The organism is Corynebacterium matruchotii, assembly GCF_011612265.2.
GTDB classification, from domain to species: Bacteria; Actinomycetota; Actinomycetes; order Mycobacteriales; family Mycobacteriaceae; genus Corynebacterium; species Corynebacterium matruchotii.
Genome location: NZ_CP050134.2, coordinates 1,927,316 through 1,951,092, shown reverse-complemented (window position 1 = coordinate 1,951,092; position 23,777 = coordinate 1,927,316). Strand labels below are relative to the sequence as shown.

The following is a 23,777-nucleotide window of genomic DNA, read 5'->3' as shown; positions in this document are numbered from 1 at the left end:
CTGTGGACCAATCTCCGGTCCCACCTGATCTGAGTCATCCCCGGAGATTGTCAGTCGATGGGTGATCTTAGTGCCATCCTCGACCTTCTCAAACTGATGGGCAAACCGTAGGACTAGACCGTTGAACTCAGTCTCGTCGGCATATCGTAAGCCCGGAACGAACTCCACGACCTTCGAGATCATGGTGTCCTGACCAGCCGGAGTGACGTGGATCTTTGTGCCAACCCCTAGCGGACCCTCCGGGCGGAAGACATCACCACCAGGCAATACGATGCGACCCGAGTGTACCCCCTCAAACACTGACCATAGACGGTCAGTATCGACATCAGTTACCTGACTATGCTCCGTTTCCCACATCTTTTCCTCCCTAATTTGAATATCACCAATAAATAGCTCTATATATATAGCAGGTTCTTTGTATCTGAGTCAAGTAGTTGGCAGGATTCTGGGTGTGGGAAAGTTGGGGATGGTGGGGTTGGCTGGCTCGCGGGAGAGCGTGTGCGGGCTAGCCTCAATGAGGGGATGACCTTCATGGACAGGATCGAGAGCGTGGCTAAGTTGTAATCGTTTGGGTGGTAGACATATTCACCCTGTCCGTGAACCTCGCCAGAACGGTCTCACTTCTCCCATGAAATGGCCATATCGGAAGCTTATTCAACGTCCCCAAACATGACTAGTCTCTGTAAGTAAGGAAAAGCAAGCTAGATGGTTTATTCTCTCTGATTTTCCGCTTGTTAGTGTAGACAGGTTTTCCCAACTCCTGAATAAGCTTCCGGTTAGAAGCTTATTCAGCTTCCTCAAACATGACTAGTCTCTGTAAGTAAGGAAGACCAAGCTAGATAGCATGTTCTTTCTGATTTTCTACTTGTTCGTGTAGATAAGTTTTCCCAGCGGCTGAATAAGCTTCCGGGGGTTGTTGCCCTATCGTGCCCCTTTTATTGGCGAGCCGGGGCGGTTAGCGTGCCAGGCTTTCACCTCCTCTGCGTCCCATAGGGGTGTGCGGCCATCGAGGTGTGCTACGGGTTGGGGTGTTCGACCGCCTGCATGATAGTTCGCCCAGGTGCGTGGGCCGATACCACAGTAGGTGGCGCAGTCGATGACTCGCCATAGCACTCGGCCTGTGGCTTGGTCGGTGATGATAGGGGTTATCATCGGTCGAACTCCCGTGCTAGCAGGGTGATGATGCCGATCGTGTAGATCAGTAGCCAGAGTGGGTTCGGTCGGGTGTAGAGGAACACCGCAACGGCAACCGAGACGCCCCACCGGATTGATGTTTTCATTTCGCCTCCTTTAAGAAAGGGTAGTGTGGAGGGGTGCCTCCCGCCCCATATAGGTCATGGGGCGGGGAGGTTACTTCTTCCGCTTTCCGCGCCGGTATCGCTTCATGCCTTTCTGGTGCTTCCCAGTCTTACCGCCTCTTGGGAAAACCAGGCAAGGAGCCCGAGAATGATACCGGTCGTTTCCCACGGACTGGAGAACATCAGGGTGACATGTCATCACCTCCCTCCACTATTGAGTTCTCCCTGTTCTTTGGTGGAACAGCTAGCTATTATGCGGTTCTAGGACGTTACGCATCAAGTGGTATTACTATAAGAATGCCCTTACTCGTGTTGATGTGGGGTAAGGAATGCTTGACTATAAAAAGTCTAGCTATGAAAACCGCGCCGGGGATTAAGGATATCTGCGATCCATCCAATCATGAACAATCCCGCTGTACAGGTATATAGAATGCCTTTGCCAATTTTCCCTACATAGTAGTAGTGAAGGCCTAGGTAGCCGCCGAAGAAGAGACAGAGAAGATAGATTGTATAGTTCTTGTTAGCCCTTAAACCTGTATTAGCTTGCCGGTGTCCCAGTCGTGACGGATTGGAGTAATGAGGTTTACCGTATTTCCGAACACCATATGCGTGATTATCTTCAAGATTAGGGCGGTATCGTCCGGGGACATTATAAGTGTAGGGGTCAGAAGCATAAGGCACTAGCTGTGGGATCGGGCATATATCAGGGGTGTATAGGTCCTTATCTGTTATCTCTTCGAAGGTCGCAGCCTTGAGGGTGACCTCAGCGGAGGTGGGCGTCTCCCTGAGATAAGCATGGCATACAGTAATAAGTCCCAGGGAATCATAGTGCTCAATGATGGGGAGGAATTTTGCCCCCGTCGCCTTACTCAACTCTCCGATTCGCTTGCCGTCTAGTCGAACCTCGACCCCAGCCCAGCGGGTGCGGGTGCCGAAAAATACCTTGTGCAGCGTCACGAGAATGTAGGTTTTTGCATTCCCCAGCCCCGTATATGATTGCAGCACATCAAGGTGGTCTTTCTCCTTAGCGACCTGGCTAGTTCGTCCCCTAGGGATAACCGCCCATTTTTGTGAAGGAGGATTGTTGATAGGCGCGATCATGCCGGGTGGTTGTGACCCAATATGTACTGACATGTGAACGTCGCGGGGATTAAAGTTGGGTTGGGTTTCGTTTGTCCATAGTGTGGCTCTTACCCCGGCATCAAATCCACTGGCAGCCAGGCGTGCCAGTTCGGGAAAGTAATCATTAGTTTCCGAATCTGGTATGTGTGCGATAACTCGGTCCTGCCATCTGACAGATATCGCATGACCAGATTTGGAATGGGGATTATCCATTTCCAGTACGAGCGTTGCATCAAATCGGCGAACATTATGCTCATTTATTGGAACATGTTTTCTAATGTCGTTAAGCGCTGTTCGATAAAAGGATTCACCTACGGTTTCCTGATCGCACCATTCTCTGGTAGATCGGGCATCATAGATGCTGGGCATGATTGTCTCCTCATGATTTTATGAGTGTCCTTTGAGAAAGGCTACCCGTCAGTCCGTTATCCGTATATAGGTTTTAGATAAAGATTCAGTCACAGGGTCGAGGTTTCGTAGTGAGCATCGGTATGTGGTGTGACCAGCCTGGTAGCGCCGCTAGGTTTTTAATGTGTGCATGGGTTACTTCTAGCTCGGTGGCTATTGCTGTTGGTTCGAACTCGGTTTCGTAGGCTGTGTTGTATTGCTGCTTCGTGAAGAAGGTGGTCGGCTGCCCATTTGTCTGCTTTATGTTCTGCCTGTTGCGTGGAACAGTCATGGGCGTAATGGGTGTGTCCGAGTTCGTGGGTTATCGCACACGTTCGCGTGACGGGATCGAGTCCAGCTTGAACGTAGAGCGTTCGGCCAGGTCGGTAAAACACCACATTATATGAGGCATCTAATCGGTTACTTTCGATGATTGTGGTACCCATGAAGCAGAACCAAATTATCAATAGGTAGATTCATTTATACCTCATATATTCTGTTATGTAAGCTTATTTAGCCGTTGGGAAAATCCATCTACATCAGCAGGTAGAAGATCAGAAAGAACATGCTATCTAGCATGTCTTTCCTCACTTACAAACACTAATCATGTTTGAGGACACTGAATAAGCTTCATGATTTTGGAGCAACGAAGTAAAGGAACGGGGTTTATAGTCTGTTTTATGAGTGTCTTACGTGAAAATCCACCCGTGTCGAGGAACAGAATACATAAAATGGGATCAGCTTTACGGGAAGACGGCGTTGTTGCTACTCCTGATGACTGGGAAGCCTATTTGCTGCATCAAACGGAAATTGTTGGTGAATTAGTGAAGCAGTTGGGTGATTTTGCCGAGTCAAATTCAGAGGTTCTACTTGGCGGGGAAACGATGGAGAAAAATATTGTTCCTGGTAGTGGTGCCTATATGGTCAGTGGGAGGCCGAAAACTATAATTTCTCTCAAGGAGAAATTGCGGCGTATGCGAGAAACTCCATTGGAAAGAATCCAAGATGTAGCTGGTGCACGACTTGATTGCGATGTGACATTGACCCAGCAGCGACGCATAGCAGATGAACTGTGTGATCTATTTACAGAATGCGGAGCTACACGAGTAGATCTCATAGATTTGAGGGATGGTTCACATTCTGGATACCGAGCGATACATCTCCATCTTAGATTTCCCGCTGGTTTCGCTGAAGTACAGGTGCGGACGGCATTGCAATCACATTGGGCGAATGTTTATGAAAGCGCCGCTGATATCTTTGGTCGGCAGATCAGGTATTTACATGAAGAAAATTGTCAAGTATTACTGTCGCCAGCGGAAAAGAAGATTGTTAAGTTATTGCATGGTCTATCGGCACATACCTCTCAAGTGGAGAAGGAACGTGATGAATGCTCATACATTGGCCTTCATCCTGTTGGGGACTACAATGTGGAGAGCAATCAAGAAAAAATTCCGAGTATAGAATATAAGATTTACTACACCATCTTGAATAAACTGGATGAACAATTTCGAAAGATCCGAGGAAGTCGTAGAAAGTAAGGGAGTTATGTCTAATGCCTGGATTTTTACTTCAATACCATCGTAAGAGCGGTGAAGTGCATGTAGAAAAGTTTGATTCGCCTAAGCATGCTATGCAGAAGCGTATAGCTTTGGAATCTACCACGACGGATGATGATGTTGAGATTGTTGTCATTGTGAGCCCTGATGAACAGATGTTACGGAAGTCTCACTCACGCTATTTCGCTATGAGCTAGCAAAGCCTGCTTAGTCCCGGTGCAGAATGCGTGTGAACCACATTTATGAGGATTAAAACACCCCCAGCCCATAGTGAAATGAGCTGGGGGTACACTTCTGATTTAGTGGATTTTAGTGTTCTTGGTCGCTGACGCAGAACACATTGCCTTCGGGGTCTTTCATGACGGTCCACATGAATTCACTATCAGGCAGCGACTGTACTGACTGGACCGTTGCGCCCAAAGCCTCCAAGTCAGCTACGGCAATCTCGCGGTTTTCGGCTATAAAATCCACGTGGATACTATTCTTGCCCGGTGTGAGATCCGGTACTAACTGGAAACCCAGTCGTGGTGTGGAATCAAGGATGACAAAAGACCCATCGTAATCGTGGAGAACAGCGGAATCGGTGGCCTTAGCCCAAAACTGGGCCAGTTTCCGGGGATTAGCGCAGTCAACAGTAATCATCTCTGGTTTAAGGACAATACTCATAAGGCTATTCTAGTGCAGAAGTTCATGATGGTGAAGAACTCGACCGTGAGTTCCGAACCTGTGTCAGCCGCCATATCGTTTAGCACGGACCATAATCTGAGGGGAAGCGTGCGCATAGCGGCGGCAATTTCTGGTTAGGTCCGTACCCATCGCCGCTATTGGGGTCGAACGTGGGGATAGGCTCCGGGTCCACGTAGTTATAGGTGTTGCCGTAGCCATTGCCGGTGTTGGTGGGGGCGTTGACACCCATGATATCCGCGCACCATTGCGAATATCGGGAACTGTTATCTGACCAGAGCGCGTAACCGGGGTACTGGGCGAAACATTGGATGAAATAAGGCTCATCATATGTCGCTGCGGGTTCTGGTGCAGCAATGTTATTGGGTTCCGGGGCGACGTCTTGTGGGGTGGAATCCTGGGGTTCCGTCGACGTGGTTGTCGGAGGTTTCGTGCTTGATGTTTTTGTCGAGCTCGTCGATGTTATGCTTGTCACGCTTGTCAGTGTTGCTTTGGCGTGAAAATGTTGGGAGCTCGTGGTGTCATTGGCGTTGCATGCAGTGAGCAGGAGCGTGAGGGATATGGTGAGTGGCAGTAGTCGTCGTGGCATGGGATAAATCCGGGTGGTTGAGGTTGGGAATGAGTAAATCCGAGCGGGTAGCCCTGTAATAGATTATGGCGTTTCGCTCGGATTTGGTGGCATGATGATGCTATTTCTTGGAGATGTCAGAGATGTCGGCGTTACACGATGCGCTGGCGAACTGCCCGGATGCGCTGTTTTCCGCGACGACTTGGCCGTCGACAAGAATCTGGCAGGAAACGGTTCCGCTGTCATTCACGCCGCTGGTGACGCTCATGTATGCGCCAAAGATTCCCTTGACCTTTACTTCTTTCTCCCAGCCGCTGGTCACACCAGAATCGGAAGCAGATTGACTACTGCCTGCCGTGTACGTTACTCGGATGTCTTGCGCATCGCCGCCCACACGGTACACGACGGTCTTTTCCTGGTTGAGGCTCTTATCCACTTCGGAAACGGTTTTACCCATCATTGCCGTACAGCTTGCCATCCCAAGGACCACCAGGATGACCAAGATGAGCGGGATGAGGCAGCCGGGCCGTTGATACCAGGGGCGTTTCGGCTTTTCGACATACATGATTTGTGGGGGAGGAGTGCCCATATTGGGGTTGGAGCCCATGTTGGGTTGTTGGTTGGACTGTGGATCGGGTTGGGGGCCTTGTGGCTGGGTCATGATACGTCCTTACAGATGAGAGGTAACAGTTAATTGTCTGCGATGAGATTTTGAAAAAATTGGTTTAACTAGGCAATTATCGATCTATTATTCATGATCTTTCCTTTGAGGCAATGTCTCTTGTTGAACATCTGATTTGAAGAATACCTATGGACGTCCCTCATTAAAATTTTCTTATATTTCCAAATGGGGGGTAGTTTGCTGCAAAGGTAGTCATAGCGCCTGTATGAATGGATTTTTTTGGAGAAATGATGCCCGCTTTTAGGCGGGGAAAGCTCCCCATGCATAAGTAATTGCGCTTATTGCATTGCTACTGGTAGCGGATCTGTCGTAGGTCAGGTGAAGGTGCGTGCTTGGGCCCGTTCTTAAACTTTTGCGAGCTTTTCGACGGCCTGTCGGACTATCCCCCCAATAGCCCCTGATGATTGTGATGCTTGTGACATTAATGAGTCAATATATTCTTTAAGGAAATTTCCTATCTTAGTAGGGCTATTATTGCTGATTGGCGGGATATTATCATCATAGTTATTTGCACATATATTAAGTATAGATAATATGAATTTTCGAGAAAACGGGGATATAACTGAGTAATTTCTAGCGTTTTATCATTATTGCTTCATTGTGCGTTTATCACGGCAGTTGTAGGTTTAGAAAATAATATTTTCTGAACTTCTCAATGGAGGCGTATTCATATGGCAAATAGTTCATTGCCCCAAGAACAAAAAATGTATGACACTGCATTGAACCTTATTGGTGTAATCGCAAAAGTCCCGCTGGTGAAGGTGGATCGAGAACAATTCTTGCGGCAGCAATTTGCTAATTCACCTTATTTGGAGGAGATCCTGCTGCTGGGGCCACAATCGGTATACACGCCTAAAGCCTTAGAGAAAAAAGCGCGAGCAATCGTGCGGAGCAACACCAATAAAACTTCGGCGGTCTCGTTTGCCACTGGGCTACCTGCCAATCCTTTTGTCATGGTTCCTGCTGCTGGGGCTGATGTTGCCCAATATTTTGGATTCGCGCTCCATATGGCACAACAGATCGCTTACCTGTTTGGTGAAGATGAGCTATTTACTAACGGTGGAGAGCTGACTGAAGAAGCGAAAGTGCGTGTTATTGCCTACCTTGGTGTTATGTGTGGTGCAGCTGGAGCAGGCAACTTGATTGTCCAAACGTCAAGGGTGGTGGGGCAAAATGTTGGAAAGAAGGTTGCTGGACAAGCACTGACAAAGACCACGTGGTATCCGTTGGTAAAGAAAATTGGGGTATTGCTGGGTCAAAAGATCACTAAGAAAACGGTAGAAAAGACCATCAGTAAAGCGGTTCCGTTACTTGGTGGTGTGGTGTCTGGTGGGCTCACATTTGCAACATTTCGGTCTATGGGGTTCCGATTAACAGATGAATTTTTCAAGCTAGTGACTGGTGAAGATCAAGAAGAAATGGAGCTGAACCCAGAATTTCTGGCGAGCATCGTTGATGTAGATGGCCCCAATCATCGCCGGCGATAGTCCCGAGGTTGATCGTCGTAAAGTAAACAATAGGCGAATAATGTGTGGTTATTCGCCATATAATTGCTATAAGTTTTGTGCTGGACAATAATCAGCAGCATGGACGAAATAGATCGTGCGATTGTCGCAGCATTGCAGAAAGATGGACGACTAAGTAATCAGGATTTGGCGACGTTGGTGGGGTTGACGTCGGCGCCATGCTTACGACGGCTGCGCAAGCTGGAGGAGCGGGGCATCATTAAGGGATATCGTGCCATTGTGGATCAGGCCGCGTTGGATTGTGGATTTGAAGTAATCGTGCACGCGGATGTTGGGAAAAACGATGGGCCAGCAATAGCTGAGTTTGAGCAGCGTGTGGCCGCCATGCCGGAAGTAGTAGAGCTGCGGCGTATGTATTCGCGGCCGGACTATTTTATACGCGTGCGAGTCCGTGACTCCGAACAATACGAGCAATGGTTAACCAAGGGCTTACTGGGCAACCCGGGCGTTGCCCGGGTTGATTCCCGGATAACGATGAAGGTGATTAAGTCCTCTGAGTGATCAGCAACAGTGAGATTTTGTTGTTGTGACGTGGTGGTTTGTGGTTTTGTGGTGGGGTTTGTATATTTGTGTGGTCGCTGTTTGCGGCCCTTACCTGGTTTTGGGTGGGGTTGTGGGTGGTGGTGTTGTTTGAGAACTCGATAGTGTGTCATTTGATGAAACGAATTATTGTTTGAACATGAACGCGAACGTGGGCACCAAATAGTTATTGATAGTTGTTGGTGTTTGTTGTTTGTTGTTGTTTTGTTGGTTTCTTTGTTTTTTGCCTGTAATTTTTTGTTTGTTTTTTTGGAGAGTTTGATCCTGGCTCAGGACGAACGCTGGCGGCGTGCTTAACACATGCAAGTCGAACGGAAAGGCCCCCACTTTTTTGGTGGGGGTGCTCGAGTGGCGAACGGGTGAGTAACACGTGGGTGATCTGCCCTGCACTTCGGGATAAGCTTGGGAAACTGGGTCTAATACCGGATAGGACCATGGTTTAGTGTCTCATGGTGGAAAGATTATTGTTTTGGTGCAGGATGAGCTCGCGGCCTATCAGCTTGTTGGTGGGGTAATGGCCTACCAAGGCGTCGACGGGTAGCCGGCCTGAGAGGGTGGACGGCCACATTGGGACTGAGATACGGCCCAGACTCCTACGGGAGGCAGCAGTGGGGAATATTGCACAATGGGCGCAAGCCTGATGCAGCGACGCCGCGTGGGGGATGACGGCCTTCGGGTTGTAAACTCCTTTCGTTAGGGACGAAGCCACACCTTTTTTTGGGTGTGGTGACGGTACCTTTGTTAAGAAGCACCGGCTAACTACGTGCCAGCAGCCGCGGTAATACGTAGGGTGCGAGCGTTGTCCGGAATTACTGGGCGTAAAGAGCTCGTAGGTGGTTTGTTGCGTCGTCTGTGAAATTCCGGGGCTTAACTTCGGGGTGGCAGGCGATACGGGCATAACTAGAGTGCTGTAGGGGAGACTGGAATTCCTGGTGTAGCGGTGGAATGCGCAGATATCAGGAGGAACACCGATGGCGAAGGCAGGTCTCTGGGCAGTAACTGACGCTGAGGAGCGAAAGCATGGGGAGCGAACAGGATTAGATACCCTGGTAGTCCATGCTGTAAACGGTGGGCGTTAGGTGTGGGGACCGGTTTGGTTTCTGTGCCGTAGCTAACGCATTAAGCGCCCCGCCTGGGGAGTACGGCCGCAAGGCTAAAACTCAAAGGAATTGACGGGGGCCCGCACAAGCGGCGGAGCATGTGGATTAATTCGATGCAACGCGAAGAACCTTACCTGGGTTTGACATGCACCAGACGGTTGTAGAGATACGTACCTCCCTTTGTGGTTGGTGTGCAGGTGGTGCATGGTTGTCGTCAGCTCGTGTCGTGAGATGTTGGGTTAAGTCCCGCAACGAGCGCAACCCTTGTCTTATGTTGCCAGCACTTTGGGTGGGGACTCATGAGAGACTGCCGGGGTTAACTCGGAGGAAGGTGGGGATGACGTCAAATCATCATGCCCTTTATGCCCAGGGCTTCACACATGCTACAATGGTTAGTACAACGCGCTGCAAACCTGTGAGGGTGAGCGAATCGCTGAAAGCTAATCTCAGTTCGGATTGGGGTCTGCAACTCGACCCCATGAAGTCGGAGTCGCTAGTAATCGCAGATCAGCAATGCTGCGGTGAATACGTTCCCGGGCCTTGTACACACCGCCCGTCACGTCATGAAAGTTGGTAACACCCGAAGCCCATGGCCTAACCACCGTTTTTTGGTGGGGGGAGTGGTCGAAGGTGGGATTGGCGATTGGGACGAAGTCGTAACAAGGTAGCCGTACCGGAAGGTGCGGCTGGATCACCTCCTTTCTAAGGAGAATAGAGTATTTGTTTTGTCGCCTGGGTGCTGGTTAGTACCTGGTGGTGACAAGTTTTTGTCATTGTTTGGTGTCTGGTTTGGGCGCCTGGTGGTGGCAAGTTTTTGTTTGCAGGTGAAGACAGGTATCGCACGCATTTCATGTGTGTGGTTTTGGGAGTTGATGAAACAAAGGTTTTTGCGGTCTTTCAGCCTTGTTGGTTGTAAGGGTTTGAGCAAAGCGTGTTTGTGTTTTCGTTTGTTTTGTTGTGTGGCATGCTGTTGGGTGTCTAGAGCAGCACGAGTGTTGTTCTATGGATCACCCCTGGTGAGCAAGGCCTTTTTGCTGGTTGCGGCCCGTGTGTTTGGGTTGTGTCTGGTGGGTGTTGTGTGTGGGGTGGTGTGTTGTGTGAGAACTGTATAGTGGACGCGAATGCGATAAAAATAGCAACGATAATTGTGTTGTTGTTGTTTGTTTTTTCTTTTTTGTGGTTTTGTTCTTGGTATTTTTTGTTGTCTGTGCGTGAAAAATGTGTGTGTTTTTTGTTTTTTAGGCGCATGGTGGATGCCTGGGTATGCTAAGCCGATGAAGGACGTGATAGGCTGCGTTAAGCCTCGGGGAGTTGCCTGATGAGCGTTGATCCGAGGGTGTCCGAATGGGGAAACCCGGCCATGGTTATGTGTGGTCACCCGCCAGTGAATGAAATAGTTGGTTGGGGGGTTACGCGGGGAAGTGAAACATCTTAGTACCCGTAGGAGGAGAAAACAAGAGTGATTCTGCTAGTAGTGGCGAGCGAACGTGGATAAGGCTAAACCGTGTGCGTGTGATACCGGGTAGGGGTTACGCATGCGGGGTTAGAGGAGCACGGCGTATCAGTTCTACCTCGGCTGGTGCTGTTGTTGGTGTGTGTTAGTGGAAGTGGTGTGGAATCGCCTGCCAGAGACGGTGAGAGTCCGGTACACGAAAACACTCGCTTGCGGGGTTGTTGTGTTTCCTGAGTAGCGGCGGGCTCGTGGAATCTGTCGTGAATTTGCCGGGACCACCCGGTAAGCCTAAATACTTAGCATGACCGATAGTGGAGTAAGTACCGTGAGGGAATGGTGAAAAGTACCCCGGGAGGGGAGTGAAAGAGTACCTGAAACCATGTGCTGATAATCCGTCATAGCCCCCCCTTTTTTTTGGGTGGGGTGGTGGCGTGCCTTTTGAAGAATGAGCCTGCGAGTCAGTGGCATGTTGCGTGGTTAACCATGAGTGTGGGGAGCCGTAGCGAAAGCGAATCCTAATTAGGGTGTGTGTGGCATGTTCTGGACCCGAAGCGGGGTGATCTACCCATGGCCAGTGTGAAGCAGAGGTAAGACTTTGTGGAGGCGCGAACCCACTTAGGTTGAAAACTGAGGGGATGAGTTGTGGGTAGGGGTGAAAGGCCAATCAAACTCCGTGATAGCTGGTTCTCCCCGAAATGCATTTAGGTGCAGCGTCGCATAGTGTGCTTGTTGGAGGTAGAGCTACTGGTTGGTTGAGCGGGACGATAATCTTAGCAACATCAGCTAAACTCCGAATGCCAGCAATGTGGGTGCGGCAGTGAGACTGCGGGGGATAAGCTCCGTTGGTCGAGAGGGAAACAGCCCAGATCGTCGGTTAAGGCCCCTAAGGGTGTGCTCAGTGGGAAAGGATGTGGGATCGCGAAGACAGCCAGGAGGTTGGCTTAGAAGCAGCCATCCTTGAAAGAGTGCGTAATAGCTCACTGGTCGAGTGGTTCTGCGCCGATAATGTAGCGGGGCTTAAGTACACCGCCGAAACCGCGGCAACACACGTAAAGGTGTGTTGGGTAGGGGAGCGTCGTGCATGTGTTGAAGCTATTTGGTGACAGGTGGTGGAGTGTGTGCGAGTGAGAATGCAGGCATGAGTAACGATTGATGTGTGAGAAACATATCCGCCGGATGACTAAGGGTTCCTGGGTGAAGTTTGTCTTCCCAGGGTGAGTCGGGGCCTAAGGCGAGGCCGACAGGCGTAGTCGATGGATGACGGGTTGATATTCCCGTACCCGTGTGCGTGCGACAAGTGATGAATCTTATGGTACTAACCGCCCGCTTGTTTCCGCTGATCTTTTTGGTTGGTGGTTTCAGGTGCGTGGGATCTTCGTGGGTAGTAGTCAAGTGATGGGGTGACGCAGAGTGGTAGCTAGGCTTCCTTATTGGATTGGAGTGCAAGCGTGTGGCCTGTGGGGTTGGGAAATCCGCCCCGCATATGAGGTGAGGCGTGATGCGGACACCATGTTGTGGTGGTAGTTAGTGTGCCTGTGCTGTCTAGAAAAGCCTCTAGCGAGTGCGTGCATGGCCCGTACCGGAAACCGACACAGGTGGTCAGGTAGAGAATACTAAGGCGTTCGGGTGAACTGTGGTTAAGGAACTCGGCAAAATGCCCCCGTAACTTCGGGAGAAGGGGGACCATTACTGGTTGCTGACAGCGAATTGGCTGGTGGTGGTCGCAGAGGAGAGAGGGAAGCGACTGTTTATTAAAAACACAGGTCCGTGCGAAAACGTGGAAGTTGAGGTATACGGACTGACGCCTGCCCGGTGCTGGAAGGTTAAGAGGACCCGTGAGTGCATCTTTGTGGTGTGCGAGGCGGAGAATTGAAGCCCCAGTAAACGGCGGTGGTAACTATAACCATCCTAAGGTAGCGAAATTCCTTGTCGGGTAAGTTCCGACCTGCACGAATGGCGTAACGACTTCCCTGCTGTCTCAACCACAGGCCCGGTGAAATTGCAGTACGAGTAAAGATGCTCGTTTCGCGCGGCAGGACGAAAAGACCCCGGGACCTTTACTATAGCTTGGTATTGGTGTTTGGTCATGCTTGTGTAGGATAGGTGGGAGACTGTGAAGCCGCAACGCTAGTTGTGGTGGAGTCGCAGGTGAAATACCACTCTGGTGTGATTGGGTACCTGAACCTTGGCCCGTGATCCGGGTTGGGGACAGTGCCTGGTGGGTAGTTTAACTGGGGCGGTTGCCTCCTAAATGGTAACGGAGGCGCCCAAAGGTTTCCTCAGTCTGGTTGGCAATCAGATGGTGAGTGTAAGTGTATAAGGGAGCTTGACTGTGACACTGACGGGTGGAGCAGGTGCGAAAGCAGGGACTAGTGATCCGGCACCTACGTGTGGTTGTGGTGTCGCTCAACGGATAAAAGGTACCCCGGGGATAACAGGCTGATCTTCCCCAAGAGTTCATATCGACGGGATGGTTTGGCACCTCGATGTCGGCTCGTCGCATCCTGGGGCTGGAGTAGGTCCCAAGGGTTGGGCTGTTCGCCCATTAAAGCGGCACGCGAGCTGGGTTTAGAACGTCGTGAGACAGTTCGGTCTCTATCCGCCGCGCGCGTTGAAACTTGAAGAAGGCTGTCCCTAGTACGAGAGGACCGGGATGGACGTACCTCTGGTATGCCAGTTGTCACGCCAGTGGCATGGCTGGTTAGCTACGTGCGGGAGGGATAACCGCTGAAAGCATCTAAGCGGGAAGCCTGTTTTGAGATGAGGTTTCTGTTGAGGTTCCCTGTAGATGATGGGGTTGATAGGCCAGGGCTGTGAGCATGGTGACGTGTTGGAGGTGACTGGTACTAATACACCGACACAAAAAACACCTAGTGTGTGTGGGCAACAAAGAAATGTGTTGCCGGGAGCATGTGTTTGCCGCAAAAAGAAGAATGATTATTGTGTTTGTGTTTGTTGTACAGTGTTTGACGCAACACGCTGCCCGTACCCTGTTGGGGTGTGGGGGTGGTTTGTTTCAAATTGGGTTTGTGTTGGTGGTTTTAGCGTCGAGGGTACGCCCGGTCCCGTTCCGATCCCGGTAGCTAAGCTTGACTGCGCTGATGGTACTGCAATCGTGGGGTTGTGGGAGAGTAAGACACCGCCAACACACCAAACTTAATATCTACATAATATGTGGGGTGTGCCAAAATCCTCCAAGAGGAGGAGGGCGGCACACCCCACACCATTTTTTATGCTTTAGACGTCGAAAAGATTTTCTAACGTCGCATCGATGCATAACTGCATAGTGTCCTGGCTGATATCGCCAGATGCGTCCACAATAGTGAAAAGTAAAAACAGTTCCTCAATCATATGGTCGGTAATCTCAGGACGTAACTCGCCGGATTCCCGCCACGCCGCAATCTTCTCGGTAAAAAACTCCCCCAATACGCATCCAGACCCGTGCTGGTCCATATATTGCTTCCGCAATGCGTCACCCGGAGACTTGCTATACCACTCCGCCAAAATCTTATTATCACGGATCGCCGCAACATTTGCCTGCACATATGCAGAAAGCGCTTCCTTCGGCTGCGACCAATCAACCATCGCCGCGATTTTTCGCTTAGAATCCGCGTTCTCTAAAAAATACACAGCCTGAAATAACGCCAACTTCGACCGGTAAAAAGTGTAAACACCCCCCACCGCCATGCCGGCCTCCTGGGAAATCTCCAACATCGACGCCGCCTTATAACCATGCCGCGCAAACACAGTGCGCGCAGCCTGAAGCAACTCCGATTCTGTAGCCATCCTGATTACCCGAACCCATACATAGTCATTGAATAGTGCTTAGGAAACCCCAGGTAGAAACCACTTGGAGCCCGGGTCGATTATATCAGCTTGGTTGTGAGCCATGCCGCGAGGCCAGCGATGACAACAAAACTCATCAGCTTGACAATCAACTCCATGTCCATACACCCCACATACCAGGCTATTGCTACCCCAGCTAGCCAAATCCCGGCGACCTTACCTACCGGCGGCAGGGCCGGAATAAGGCACATCCCCAATGCCACAACAATAATTCCGCCGGTGAAGAAAGAGAGAAAGTCCAGGTTGGTCATATCGACGCCATGTGTTTCAATGACACCCCAGATCACCACCAACAACCCAATGGCTACCAGACAAGCTCCTATGATGGTCATGATGCATTCCTTTCCGGCCCAAGTGAACATTCGCATGTATATACCTGCGCCAATTCATGAATGAATATTTTTTATATTCATTCATAGCGTAGCAAATCCACCCCGACTGTCAACCCCACGCGGCTATTACCCGGCTAGATGCAACCGTTTTCCCTGCCAAGTGTTTCGCAACCATCGGTCATGCGACGCCACAACAATCGCACCCGGATAGTCAGGAATCGCCTGCTCAAGCTCTGTCACTAGCCGTAACGATAGGTGGTTCGTCGGCTCATCCAGCAATAACACCTCAGGTGGATTTGCCAACAAAATAGCAAGCGCAAGTCGGCGCTGCTGGCCCACGCTCAGTTCAGTCACCACCCGGGTTTCATCCCGGGCGGCCAGCAATCCGAAGGTACTTAACGGCACCTCGGCCGCACGGTCAATCCCCACCGCTTGTTCGTAGGCTCGACGAGCGGTCCACCGAACCAGGTTTTTCTGTGACGCAGACGGCCGTTCCCACTGCTGGGTGGTCGGTGGGCTTGGTAGCCGAGTCTCTTGGGTGAGCAACCCCACCCGCACGCCGTCAAGCCTGGTCACACGCCCCGATGTGGGCGGTAACTCACCGACCAGCACCTGCAATAATGTGGATTTGCCTACCCCGTTGGCGCCGGTAATCAGCCAGCGGTCCCTAACCTCAATCGCAAGGGACACCGTCGATAGCCGCTGTGACACACTCACGTTCGAGGCCGCAAGCACCGCATTGTCACCACCAAGCTCGCCAAGACCACCAGCGGTAACGCTATTTCCAATCCCAGTCGCTGCCGTAAAACCTGCGAACCGCAACTCTCGCGGTGGCTTGCTGACCTGCTGCTGTTGAAGCGTGGCGAGCCGGGAGCGGGCATTGGTCACCCGGCGCGACACTACTTTGGCGTTGCGATCGGCATAGAATTTCCGGGCTGCTCGGGATTCGGTTCGCGGTATTTCATGACCGTGGCCCACACTGTGACTATCGTGCACCGCATCCTTGAGCCGCCGTAATTCCGCCTGCTCATCTCTGTATTGTTGGGCCCACCGGCGGCGTTCGTCGCGCTGAACCTGCAAATAGTCACTATAGGTACCGCTAAACCGGGTGATGCCGTTGTATTCGATCGCGTCGTCTTGTCGGTGGGGGAGTGGTCGGGGGTCTAAGTCCACCAGGTTGGTGGCGACAGTATCAAGGAAGCTTCGGTCGTGGCTCACAATCAGCACCGGCCCCTGCCAGTGGGACACCATGTCTTGGAGATAATCGGTGGCCGCGTCATCAAGATGATTGGTGGGTTCGTCGAGCAAGAGAATATCGGGGCTGGATAGGAGCACGCAGGCCAATGCCAGGCGGGAGAGTTGCCCGCCTGATAGGTGGCTGGTAGGCCGATGGCGTGGCAGGTGGCTCAGCCCTAGCCCATCGAGCATGGCGTCGACTCGGGCGTCAATATCCCAGACGTTCAGGCGTTCTGCCTCTTCTAAGGCCGTGGCATAGGCCTCCGCGGCCTCGGTCCTTTCGCTCGCTGAATCGGAGTGTGCCAGCAGAGTTGCGGCCTGTTCGATCGTGCGGGTTATGGATCGTAGATAAGCTATGGCTGATTCGAGTGTTTGTTCGATTGTTTCGTGGGGTACGATTTGTGGGGTTTGGGGAAGAAAACCAATGCGGGGGCGTGTGCCGCCTGGGCCGACGGCGGTGATCGTTCCGGCGTCGACAGGCATAAGGCCGGCGGCGAGCCGTAACAGGGTGGATTTGCCGCACCCGTTTTCCCCAATAATCCCGGTGACGCCTTGGGCGGGTACGGTAACGGACACATTGGTGAGCACGCGGTGGGTGTTAAAGGAAACGGATACGCCATCGAAACGTAGATGGGCAAAGCTGGCGGGCATGATAATAGACCTCGAAGAATAGCTGGACCCACCGGGCGGGAACCGCCGCAGACATGGGGTTGTCGAGAATCTATAGCCGCATGGCACCGATCATAACACACACTGGCAGGTAGCAGTTGTTATTGACAGTCGAGAGAATCCGATAGTAGATTGGGCCGTAATAACTTCATGGTTGTTGTCCACGCATGTCGGTCGGGGGCTAGCTGGCGGACGAGGCGCCAGGTCATGTGTCCACAACAACCTAATGGAGGTCTGTCATGCGACAGATTATCGTGGGGATTTCGGCAGTGTTTCTTGCCGCTTTCCTTGACCTTACCGACAACACCAGTGTGAGTGTTGCGTTTCCCTCGATTGCCAGTTCACTTGGCGCGTCACACGCCGTGCTGCAATGGGTGAGCATTGGCAATACGCTGGCCCTGGGGGCGGGTTTAGCCCTGGGTGGCCAGCTTGGTGACCAATATGGTCGCCGCAAAATGTTCCTGATTGGTGTCGCAGGCTACATCGTGACCACGGTGTTATGCGCTGTGGCACCCACCGGGATGGCCTTGGCGATCTTCCGATTCATCCAAGGCCTGATCGGGTCGTTGATGATTCCGCAAATTTTCGGGATCATCAAGGCTTCGGTGCCGGAGGCGAAGCAGCCGGCGGTGTTCGGCATGTATGGCATCGTGCTCAGCCTTGCCGCAATCGCCGGCCCATTATTGGGTGGCGTCTTGGTGAGCTGGAATGCTTTTCACTTGTCCTGGCGGCTGGTGTTTTTCTTCAACGTGCCCATTGCGGTCGTAGCGTTTGTGCTGGGTTATTTGTATATTCCCGAGTCGCTCGCATCGGTGCGGCAGGGCATTAATGTGCTGGGTGCGATCGTGGTGGCCGTGGCGACCACGCTTGTGCTGTTGCCGTTGAGCCTGATGAGCACGTCCGGCTGGCCTGCCTGGGGTTTTCCGGCTTTGGTGTTGGCCGCCGCGCTGTATGCATTCCTGTATGTGTCAGGGATGCGGAAGTTTCGGGATCAGAATGTGCACCTGCGGCAGTTCTCGCTGGGCATGGCGGCATCGTTGCTGTTTTTCTCGGTGGTTGGTGCCTTGTTTATCATCCTGTCGCTGTATGTTGCCCAGACATCGCAGCGGTCGGCGTGGGGAATTGCCCTGGTCATGCTGCCATATGCGGTGGGCTCGGTTTTGACCTCCGGGGTATCGACTGCCGCCGAGGCACGGCATGGTCGTGCTCTTTGTGTCCTTGGGGCGGCGCTGTCAGCGGGGTTCACCGCGGCGTTTGCGGGGTTGCTGCATATCAATCCGCAGCCGGCGTATTGGCAGTATGCGGTGGTGCTTCTGATTGGTGGCATGGGCGTTGGTTTATGTGCGCCGATTCTCATTAACCTGATTTTGTCGGCTGTGCCGCACGATTTGGCAGGATCCGCCAGTGGTCTTTTGAACACTTGTTCCCAAATTGGAGCAGCTGCCGGCATTGCAGTATTTATGACCTGGTATTTTGATGGTACGGATTCGTCATCATTTATTTCGGCACTCATTGGCATGACGGTGGTTTATGCGCTGTCTGCGGTATTATCCGCGCTCTTGCCGAAGGCTTCGCAAGCTTGACGACGCCCGAAGGGTTGCAAATCTGAAGTCGGATGAATTATGATTATTGGTTAACGATCATCGTCTAATGGTTGTGCACTATTCATGACGCACCGGCTTCATGATTTCCTTAAGTTTTATTTGGTGTGCGCTCAATATTTTATCAGGAAGCCTTTATAAAAGGTGTAATTTTTGGGGGTAATTAGGCGCTATTATTAGTGTTTGGCCGGAAATCTTTGTAACGTTTTTGATGTCATCATTGATGGCTATCAGTACCTACAAGGAAAGAGGATTCTCATGAAGGTTACACGTTCTCTCGTTGCCGGCGGCACCGCATTGGCCGTGATGTTTGCCGCAGCCCCGGCCGTTGCACCCGTTGCTTCTGCCCAGTTGAGCAGTGGCCCTGTGATAAGCACCCTTATCGGCATTGTTTCCCAGCTCGCAGGCCTGGCTATTTTTGCGGCATTCTGGGGCACCGTGTACAACTTCCTTGTGAACCACGGCACCATTCCTGGTCGAGTTATCCCGGGTCTGCCGATCCTGTAATCGCATAGCGATTATCGTCGATAAGCTTTCAGCTATCGGAGTTCTGTTGGGGAGGTTCCGGTTCTGAAAGCTTTTCTCGATTAATCTAGGGCGAGTAGGTTATGAGGGGTTGCCAAAACCTCGTCAAGCCGCGACATATTGGTGCGCAGTAAATCCCACGATGCTTCGGGAATGGTTCGCATTGCTGTTCGAATCACCGTAGGATCTGTTGTGCCCCAGGCGATTGGTAGGGGAGTGACCTCCCGAAACTGGGACTGCTGTTCCATGCTAGACACCGCGACGCTAGGGACCCGTTCGCCGGGGCGGCGCTGGTGACCCTCAATGCGAGACACCGTGCGGGCCGCCAATGCCCACCGTGGGGTGCTGTCAGGATCACTATTTATATTCACTAAACTCAATAACACCATGTCGCGGCTATTTATTTTGGCAATCATTGCTGGGCACAGGGGGTATCGTGTGTATAACGATTCTGCGTCCCCCACGTATCGGGGAATGATGATGATGAGCGCCAAACTGCTCAAGGCCAGGACCGCGAGCACCCCCAATATCACTATGCCCGGCACGCCACCAAGGAGCCGATGAAGCCACACACCCACTCCCACCAGGATCGCGGCGAATAGGACCGCGGAAATCTGCAAACGTCGAGCGTCCTTGAGCAGCTCGTTATTCTGCCGCGCGTGATGGGCGTCAACATCAAAAGAAAAAATCGTCATAAGACCCCGTTCCTTCCAAAAGAATCCACACGACCAATAATCGTATAAAAATACCGTTAGCATGCCCGGTTCCGTCATCCAGGCGGGGGTGTCCACAGGTTTGATAACACCCCCATCGTGGGCTGTTGGCGCATGAATACCCACAACGAACTAGGGGGATCGGGGGAGGATGATGGTTGAGGGAGACCGGTAAAAACCACTGGTAACGGCGGGTCACGTCGAGAGGATTCATCTTTGCGACATGGGAGCTGCCACACATGGGGTTGGCCGGTGGGGCGATCTGACGCGGGCTTTGCGACCTCCGCCCGTAAAACGGTTATCGTGCCCCCGAAATTATGTGACTTTAGACGTGCGGTTTGGAACAATGAGAATATGGCAAATCTAGAGAAAAAGGGTTACGTAGATCCGGGCTGGCCGAAACAAACACCTGGTGGTGGCCATTATGTTACGGAAGTTCTTGCAAAATTCGCGGGCGCGAACAGCCCCTACGGTGACGTGGAATTCCCGGTTCCCGCCGAGGAACTAGGATACGTCCACCCCTATACCCGAATTAATAAATAACCACCCCACGCATGACCGAGGCCGGCATTCGACATGAGTGTCGGCCTCGTCTTTGGCATGGGCTAAATATCGAGATGTTCGACGATTTCGTCTTGAGCCACCTTGGATGCTAACGACGCCAACACCGGGGCGGGAATGATGCCGCCAAGCTCGTCAAGACTGGAGCATATCTTTAGCACCGTAGACTCCGCAATGTCCTGCGGCATGACGCGGTTTTCGTCTTCCCGCCAATAGCCTTCCCAATTGGGCCGAGTGTGCTGATGGAAGACAAAATTACCCTTGGGGGTGGTGTATATCCGCTGATGGGTGATGGTCGTTTGGTTGTCTGCCGGGATCGTGCGGCTGTAGATTTTCAGCCCCTGGAAAACCTTTTGCTGGCGGATTCCGTTCTCAATGACTTTGAGCGTGATAGTAGAAAACTCCATGACCCTCTATGCTAGTCCCACCAGACCAGAATGGCCAGAGCGGGCTGCCGCTTATCGCATCCAGGTAGCGGGGGAATTTCAATGTTCCCTGATCGAGGCTGTCCGGGCAGAACACATAGTGTTCCAGGGTAAGGTTGACAAGCTCATCGTGGGTGAGCACAGCGAGTTGCTTCACGTCGCTGATGCTGAGGTCCATTTCCGCAAAGTTCAGGCTAGTGAGGAGGGCACCGAAGCGGTCTTCCCAGCTGCACAATACCGTGGAAACGCCGGCGCCGCTGTAATCATAGTTAATGGCGCCTGGCCACCCGATGGTGGCAGGCACGTCGGCAGGTCGGGGTACCGGGGTAATGAGCAGTTGCGTGGTGTCGAGGTTCTCATCATCAACGATATGTGATTTTTCGGTATTGATCGTGGGCTCAGTCCTGATCGTGCGGGTGTGGAAGTCAGCGAAGCTTTGTAGCTGTTCCGGGGTGAGCTCGGGAAAATCGGGGGCTTCCCAGCCCTGTTCCCAATGGTTCTCAAAGAGCGGCATGGTGTTTTCGGCGAAAAACTCTTCGGCCGTGCCGATGCGGTCGGGGTCGGGGTCAAAGAGTTCATCAAGGCTACCATCGGTGTGAACCGGCCAGAACCCTAGCTCGGGGAATGTTGCAATCAAGTGACCCCACAGGCCAGCAATGTTAGGGTGTGGGTCTACCGTAGCCGCCACCTGGTACGAATTGTCAGTAAGGTTGGTTACCAAAATATCGTATTCGAACCTCCATTCGGTTAATAGGGAGGTAAGTTCCGAAAGGGAATGCGGGTTTGGGCAGACAGGAACGATTTTATTCGGCCAGGGTTGAAAATCCATGCCTTCCCATAATAACAGCTACTCCCAGTGGAAAACCCACTGCTGGGCGTCGCTGGTTGCTAGCGCGGCTGATTGGTGGCCGAAGGTGGTGGCGTCGTCAATCAGGGAACGGCAAAAGAAATAATGCTCCAAGGTGAGCAATGTGCGCTCGTCATCGGTGAGCGCGAGGGGTGGGATCGTAAGGGTCATGTCTTGGCTGTCAAGACTCGTGAGGATGGCGCCGAAGCGGTCTTCCCAGCTGCGGAGCACGGCGGAAATATGGTGGCCGGCAAAATCGTAATTGCAGGCCCCCAGCCAGCCAACTGCGGCGGGCACGTCGGCCGGCCGGTGGGTTGGGGTGATGAGCAAGGCGGTCGGCTCTTCAGGCGTTGGCGGGTGGGCGGCGGCCGTGTGATGGGGGATAGGGCTGAGCGAGTCGAAGAACGCGGCGGTGACATCGGGGGTTGGGGGTGGGAATTCGAGCCCATTCCAGAACTCTTCTTCAAGCCATTCGTCGTCGGTGAGTGATTCCGGGTCGGCAAGCAGCTGCGGATTGGTGGCGGTGGGTCTGGTGAAATAGTCGACGCCGGCAGTCCGGTAGAAGTCGCGCAGGTTGGAGAAAATAAGGTGAGTGCTGGGTTCCACCAGGTCGCCATCAACCCAGGGGTACCAGGGGTTTTGCGGATCCTGGGGATGGGCGAGCGTGGGCCAAAAGCCCTGGTTAGGGAAGTCGGCTAGCAGTTGGGGGTAAAGGCTTGCGGTGGTGTCGTCCGGTAAGACGAGGACGGCTACTTCCTGATTGCTGGCATGAGGATTGTCGGTGGCATTGACCGGTGTGTGGGCAATGCATTGGCGGTCGAGAAGATCGATAAGGTGTTCGAGAGACTGGGGGTGTGCACAGTAAGGGGTGGCGGGCATACTGGACCAGTATAGCGACCTGATTCTTGGGCCGTGCGGTGCCAGCGGTGGGCGTCGAAAAGCAAAAAATCCCCACCCGCAGGTAGAGATTTTTATGCTTGGTCAGGCGCTCTTACGCCATTATCCCCTAACAGCCGTGTCGATAATTTGCCGGTTGGCAGTATAGAATGCGTTGAAATCACCACGGTTAGCGGTATAGAAGGCATGGACCTCGCCGGGCACCTGAATGCCATAGGAAGCGAGACGATCCTTGACGAGGCCGTAAATAGCGTCGGAGGCGAGCGTGTTGGCCTGGGCATCGTTCTGGGCGTTAGCGATCGCGTTCTCTACAGCCTGCTGCACTGGGCTCGGGGCGTTCGATACGGTGTCCCGAGGAGTGGGGGCGGAATTTAGACCCAATTTGGCGGAACAAGCCGGCCAGGCACCCCAGCCTTGGCTGGCAAGCACGCGCTCGGCGACGGCGATTTGTTGCTCACGAGAGGCCTGGTAGGCGTAGGGGGCGTATTGTTGGCCGCCATGGGCATTCCAGGTGGAGGCGGTGAACTGCAAACCGCCATGGAAACCGTTGCCGGTGTTGATGGCCCAGTTGCCGCCGGATTCGCATTGTGCCAGGCGATCCCAGTCAGAGTCGGGGGCTGCGTGGGCGGCGGGGCTGAAGATTGCAGAGGCCGTGCCGACTGCAACCGTGGACGCTGCAAACTTTGCGAACTTGGATGCAGTTTTACGTGCGTGTCGTGCCATGAGTGTTCTAGTCCTCTCGTTTGCCGCTAAAACCAGACATACTGGTTTAAAGCTTGTGGTGGGCTTTACCCTTGCCTTGCTATATACGTTTTTAGTAGTGGGCGTCCTTCGTGGTACACCTCGAAATGGTCCAATTACACAAGCGCACTTCACGTTTCAGTTTCGATGTCCAAGGCAATAGGGATTCGCGGAGACGAACCGAAGGTCTGAAACAGTGCTTGGCCCCAACAGTAACGTTTTATAACGTTTCTGTCACATTTTTAGCCAAGTTGTTACCAAAAAGTGGTCTTGATCGGAATAAAACTAGCAGGCCACGATAGAAAACTGCAAGATATGTGATCCATATTACATCTCCATGGTCTGTTGTTATTTTTCCGTTATCTGCCAGTCTAATCTGCTGCCACCAGAATTCATTCAAATCCCCCATTTGTTCACTGTTATGTCGCACACTTTTTATCGAGGAATCCCGAGGAATCTACTGTGATC

Annotated in this window: 19 protein-coding genes and 3 rRNA genes; 9 read left to right on the top strand and 13 right to left on the bottom strand. The window is 52.4% G+C overall.

Annotation, left to right across the window (positions count from 1 at the left end):
- Positions 1-1,148 precede the first annotated feature (1,148 nt).
- Positions 1,149-1,280, bottom strand: a complete 132-nt coding sequence (locus tag HBA49_RS13180; protein WP_005524092.1) for a hypothetical protein — start codon at positions 1,278-1,280, stop codon at positions 1,149-1,151.
- Between the two features lie 366 nt (positions 1,281-1,646).
- On the bottom strand, positions 1,647-2,789 hold the full coding sequence (locus tag HBA49_RS08725) for a TM2 domain-containing protein (RefSeq protein WP_005524368.1): 1,143 nt from the start codon (positions 2,787-2,789) through the stop codon (positions 1,647-1,649).
- Between the two features lie 698 nt (positions 2,790-3,487).
- Between HBA49_RS08725 and HBA49_RS08720 the strand changes: the two genes are divergently transcribed.
- Positions 3,488-4,345, top strand: coding sequence for a nucleotidyltransferase family protein (locus tag HBA49_RS08720; protein ID WP_225866137.1), 858 nt, complete (start codon positions 3,488-3,490; stop codon positions 4,343-4,345).
- 327 nt (positions 4,346-4,672) lie between these two features.
- Here HBA49_RS08720 and HBA49_RS08715 read toward each other — a convergent pair whose 3' ends face one another.
- The 3 genes from HBA49_RS08715 to HBA49_RS08705 all read right to left on the bottom strand — a co-directional run bounded on the left by HBA49_RS08715 (position 4,673) and on the right by HBA49_RS08705 (position 6,276).
- Positions 4,673-5,029: a VOC family protein gene (locus HBA49_RS08715; protein WP_005520213.1), complete on the bottom strand. Its 357-nt coding sequence runs from the start codon at positions 5,027-5,029 to the stop codon at positions 4,673-4,675.
- Between the two features lie 79 nt (positions 5,030-5,108).
- Positions 5,109-5,636 (bottom strand): hypothetical protein, encoded by a 528-nt coding sequence (locus tag HBA49_RS08710; protein ID WP_146743650.1) that lies wholly within the window; start codon positions 5,634-5,636, stop codon positions 5,109-5,111.
- Positions 5,637-5,736: 100 nt separating this feature from the next.
- Complete coding sequence (locus HBA49_RS08705; protein WP_005523953.1) at positions 5,737-6,276, bottom strand: MmpS family transport accessory protein; 540 nt, start codon at positions 6,274-6,276, stop codon at positions 5,737-5,739.
- A 692-nt stretch (positions 6,277-6,968) separates the two neighbouring features.
- Between HBA49_RS08705 and HBA49_RS08700 the strand changes: the two genes are divergently transcribed.
- The 5 genes from HBA49_RS08700 to rrf all read left to right on the top strand — a co-directional run bounded on the left by HBA49_RS08700 (position 6,969) and on the right by rrf (position 14,064).
- A complete protein-coding gene (locus tag HBA49_RS08700) occupies positions 6,969-7,784 on the top strand; it encodes a hypothetical protein (protein ID WP_005524551.1) in 816 nt (271 codons plus the stop codon).
- A 99-nt stretch (positions 7,785-7,883) separates the two neighbouring features.
- The gene (locus tag HBA49_RS08695) at positions 7,884-8,324 is read left to right on the top strand and encodes an Lrp/AsnC family transcriptional regulator (RefSeq protein WP_005520219.1); all 441 of its coding nucleotides are present in this window, start codon (positions 7,884-7,886) and stop codon (positions 8,322-8,324) included.
- Between the two features lie 285 nt (positions 8,325-8,609).
- Positions 8,610-10,165, top strand: a 16S ribosomal RNA gene (locus tag HBA49_RS08690).
- Between the two features lie 524 nt (positions 10,166-10,689).
- Positions 10,690-13,786, top strand: a 23S ribosomal RNA gene (locus tag HBA49_RS08685).
- Between the two features lie 161 nt (positions 13,787-13,947).
- A 5S ribosomal RNA gene (rrf, locus tag HBA49_RS08680) occupies positions 13,948-14,064 on the top strand.
- Together the 16S, 23S and 5S rRNA genes form the textbook arrangement of a ribosomal RNA operon.
- Positions 14,065-14,153: 89 nt before the next feature.
- Here rrf and HBA49_RS08675 read toward each other — a convergent pair.
- From HBA49_RS08675 to HBA49_RS08665, 3 genes are all read right to left on the bottom strand, one after another.
- Positions 14,154-14,702 (bottom strand): TetR/AcrR family transcriptional regulator, encoded by a 549-nt coding sequence (locus HBA49_RS08675; protein WP_005527475.1) that lies wholly within the window; start codon positions 14,700-14,702, stop codon positions 14,154-14,156.
- 80 nt (positions 14,703-14,782) lie between these two features.
- The gene (locus tag HBA49_RS08670) at positions 14,783-15,094 is read right to left on the bottom strand and encodes a hypothetical protein (RefSeq protein ID WP_005527294.1); all 312 of its coding nucleotides are present in this window, start codon (positions 15,092-15,094) and stop codon (positions 14,783-14,785) included.
- A gap of 126 nt (positions 15,095-15,220) precedes the next feature.
- Positions 15,221-16,981: an ABC-F family ATP-binding cassette domain-containing protein gene (locus tag HBA49_RS08665; RefSeq protein WP_005527185.1), complete on the bottom strand. Its 1,761-nt coding sequence runs from the start codon at positions 16,979-16,981 to the stop codon at positions 15,221-15,223.
- A 257-nt stretch (positions 16,982-17,238) separates the two neighbouring features.
- Between HBA49_RS08665 and HBA49_RS08660 the strand changes: the two genes are divergently transcribed.
- Both HBA49_RS08660 and HBA49_RS08655 read left to right on the top strand, forming a co-directional pair.
- Complete coding sequence (locus HBA49_RS08660) at positions 17,239-18,582, top strand: MFS transporter (protein ID WP_005527194.1); 1,344 nt, start codon at positions 17,239-17,241, stop codon at positions 18,580-18,582.
- A gap of 276 nt (positions 18,583-18,858) precedes the next feature.
- Positions 18,859-19,107 carry a hypothetical protein gene (locus HBA49_RS08655; RefSeq protein ID WP_005527002.1) on the top strand — a complete coding sequence of 83 codons (249 nt, stop codon included), beginning with the start codon at positions 18,859-18,861 and terminating at the stop codon, positions 19,105-19,107.
- A gap of 80 nt (positions 19,108-19,187) precedes the next feature.
- Here HBA49_RS08655 and HBA49_RS08650 read toward each other — a convergent pair whose 3' ends face one another.
- Positions 19,188-19,820 (bottom strand): DUF3239 domain-containing protein, encoded by a 633-nt coding sequence (locus tag HBA49_RS08650; protein ID WP_005527022.1) that lies wholly within the window; start codon positions 19,818-19,820, stop codon positions 19,188-19,190.
- A gap of 372 nt (positions 19,821-20,192) precedes the next feature.
- Between HBA49_RS08650 and HBA49_RS08645 the strand changes: the two genes are divergently transcribed.
- Positions 20,193-20,381: a hypothetical protein gene (locus HBA49_RS08645; protein ID WP_005527152.1), complete on the top strand. Its 189-nt coding sequence runs from the start codon at positions 20,193-20,195 to the stop codon at positions 20,379-20,381.
- Between the two features lie 62 nt (positions 20,382-20,443).
- Here HBA49_RS08645 and HBA49_RS08640 read toward each other — a convergent pair whose 3' ends face one another.
- The 4 genes from HBA49_RS08640 to HBA49_RS08625 all read right to left on the bottom strand — a co-directional run bounded on the left by HBA49_RS08640 (position 20,444) and on the right by HBA49_RS08625 (position 23,291).
- Positions 20,444-20,806: an EXLDI protein gene (locus tag HBA49_RS08640; protein WP_005527328.1), complete on the bottom strand. Its 363-nt coding sequence runs from the start codon at positions 20,804-20,806 to the stop codon at positions 20,444-20,446.
- Entirely contained in the window at positions 20,772-21,653 is an 882-nt protein-coding gene (locus tag HBA49_RS08635; RefSeq protein ID WP_005527186.1) for a DUF4253 domain-containing protein, read from the bottom strand. The genes HBA49_RS08640 and HBA49_RS08635 overlap by 35 nt, the downstream gene beginning before the upstream one ends.
- 18 nt (positions 21,654-21,671) lie before the next feature.
- Positions 21,672-22,550, bottom strand: a complete 879-nt coding sequence (locus tag HBA49_RS08630) for a DUF4253 domain-containing protein (RefSeq protein WP_005527049.1) — start codon at positions 22,548-22,550, stop codon at positions 21,672-21,674.
- A gap of 120 nt (positions 22,551-22,670) precedes the next feature.
- Positions 22,671-23,291, bottom strand: coding sequence for a resuscitation-promoting factor Rpf1 domain-containing protein (locus tag HBA49_RS08625; RefSeq protein WP_005527493.1), 621 nt, complete (start codon positions 23,289-23,291; stop codon positions 22,671-22,673).
- Positions 23,292-23,777: the final 486 nt, after the last annotated feature.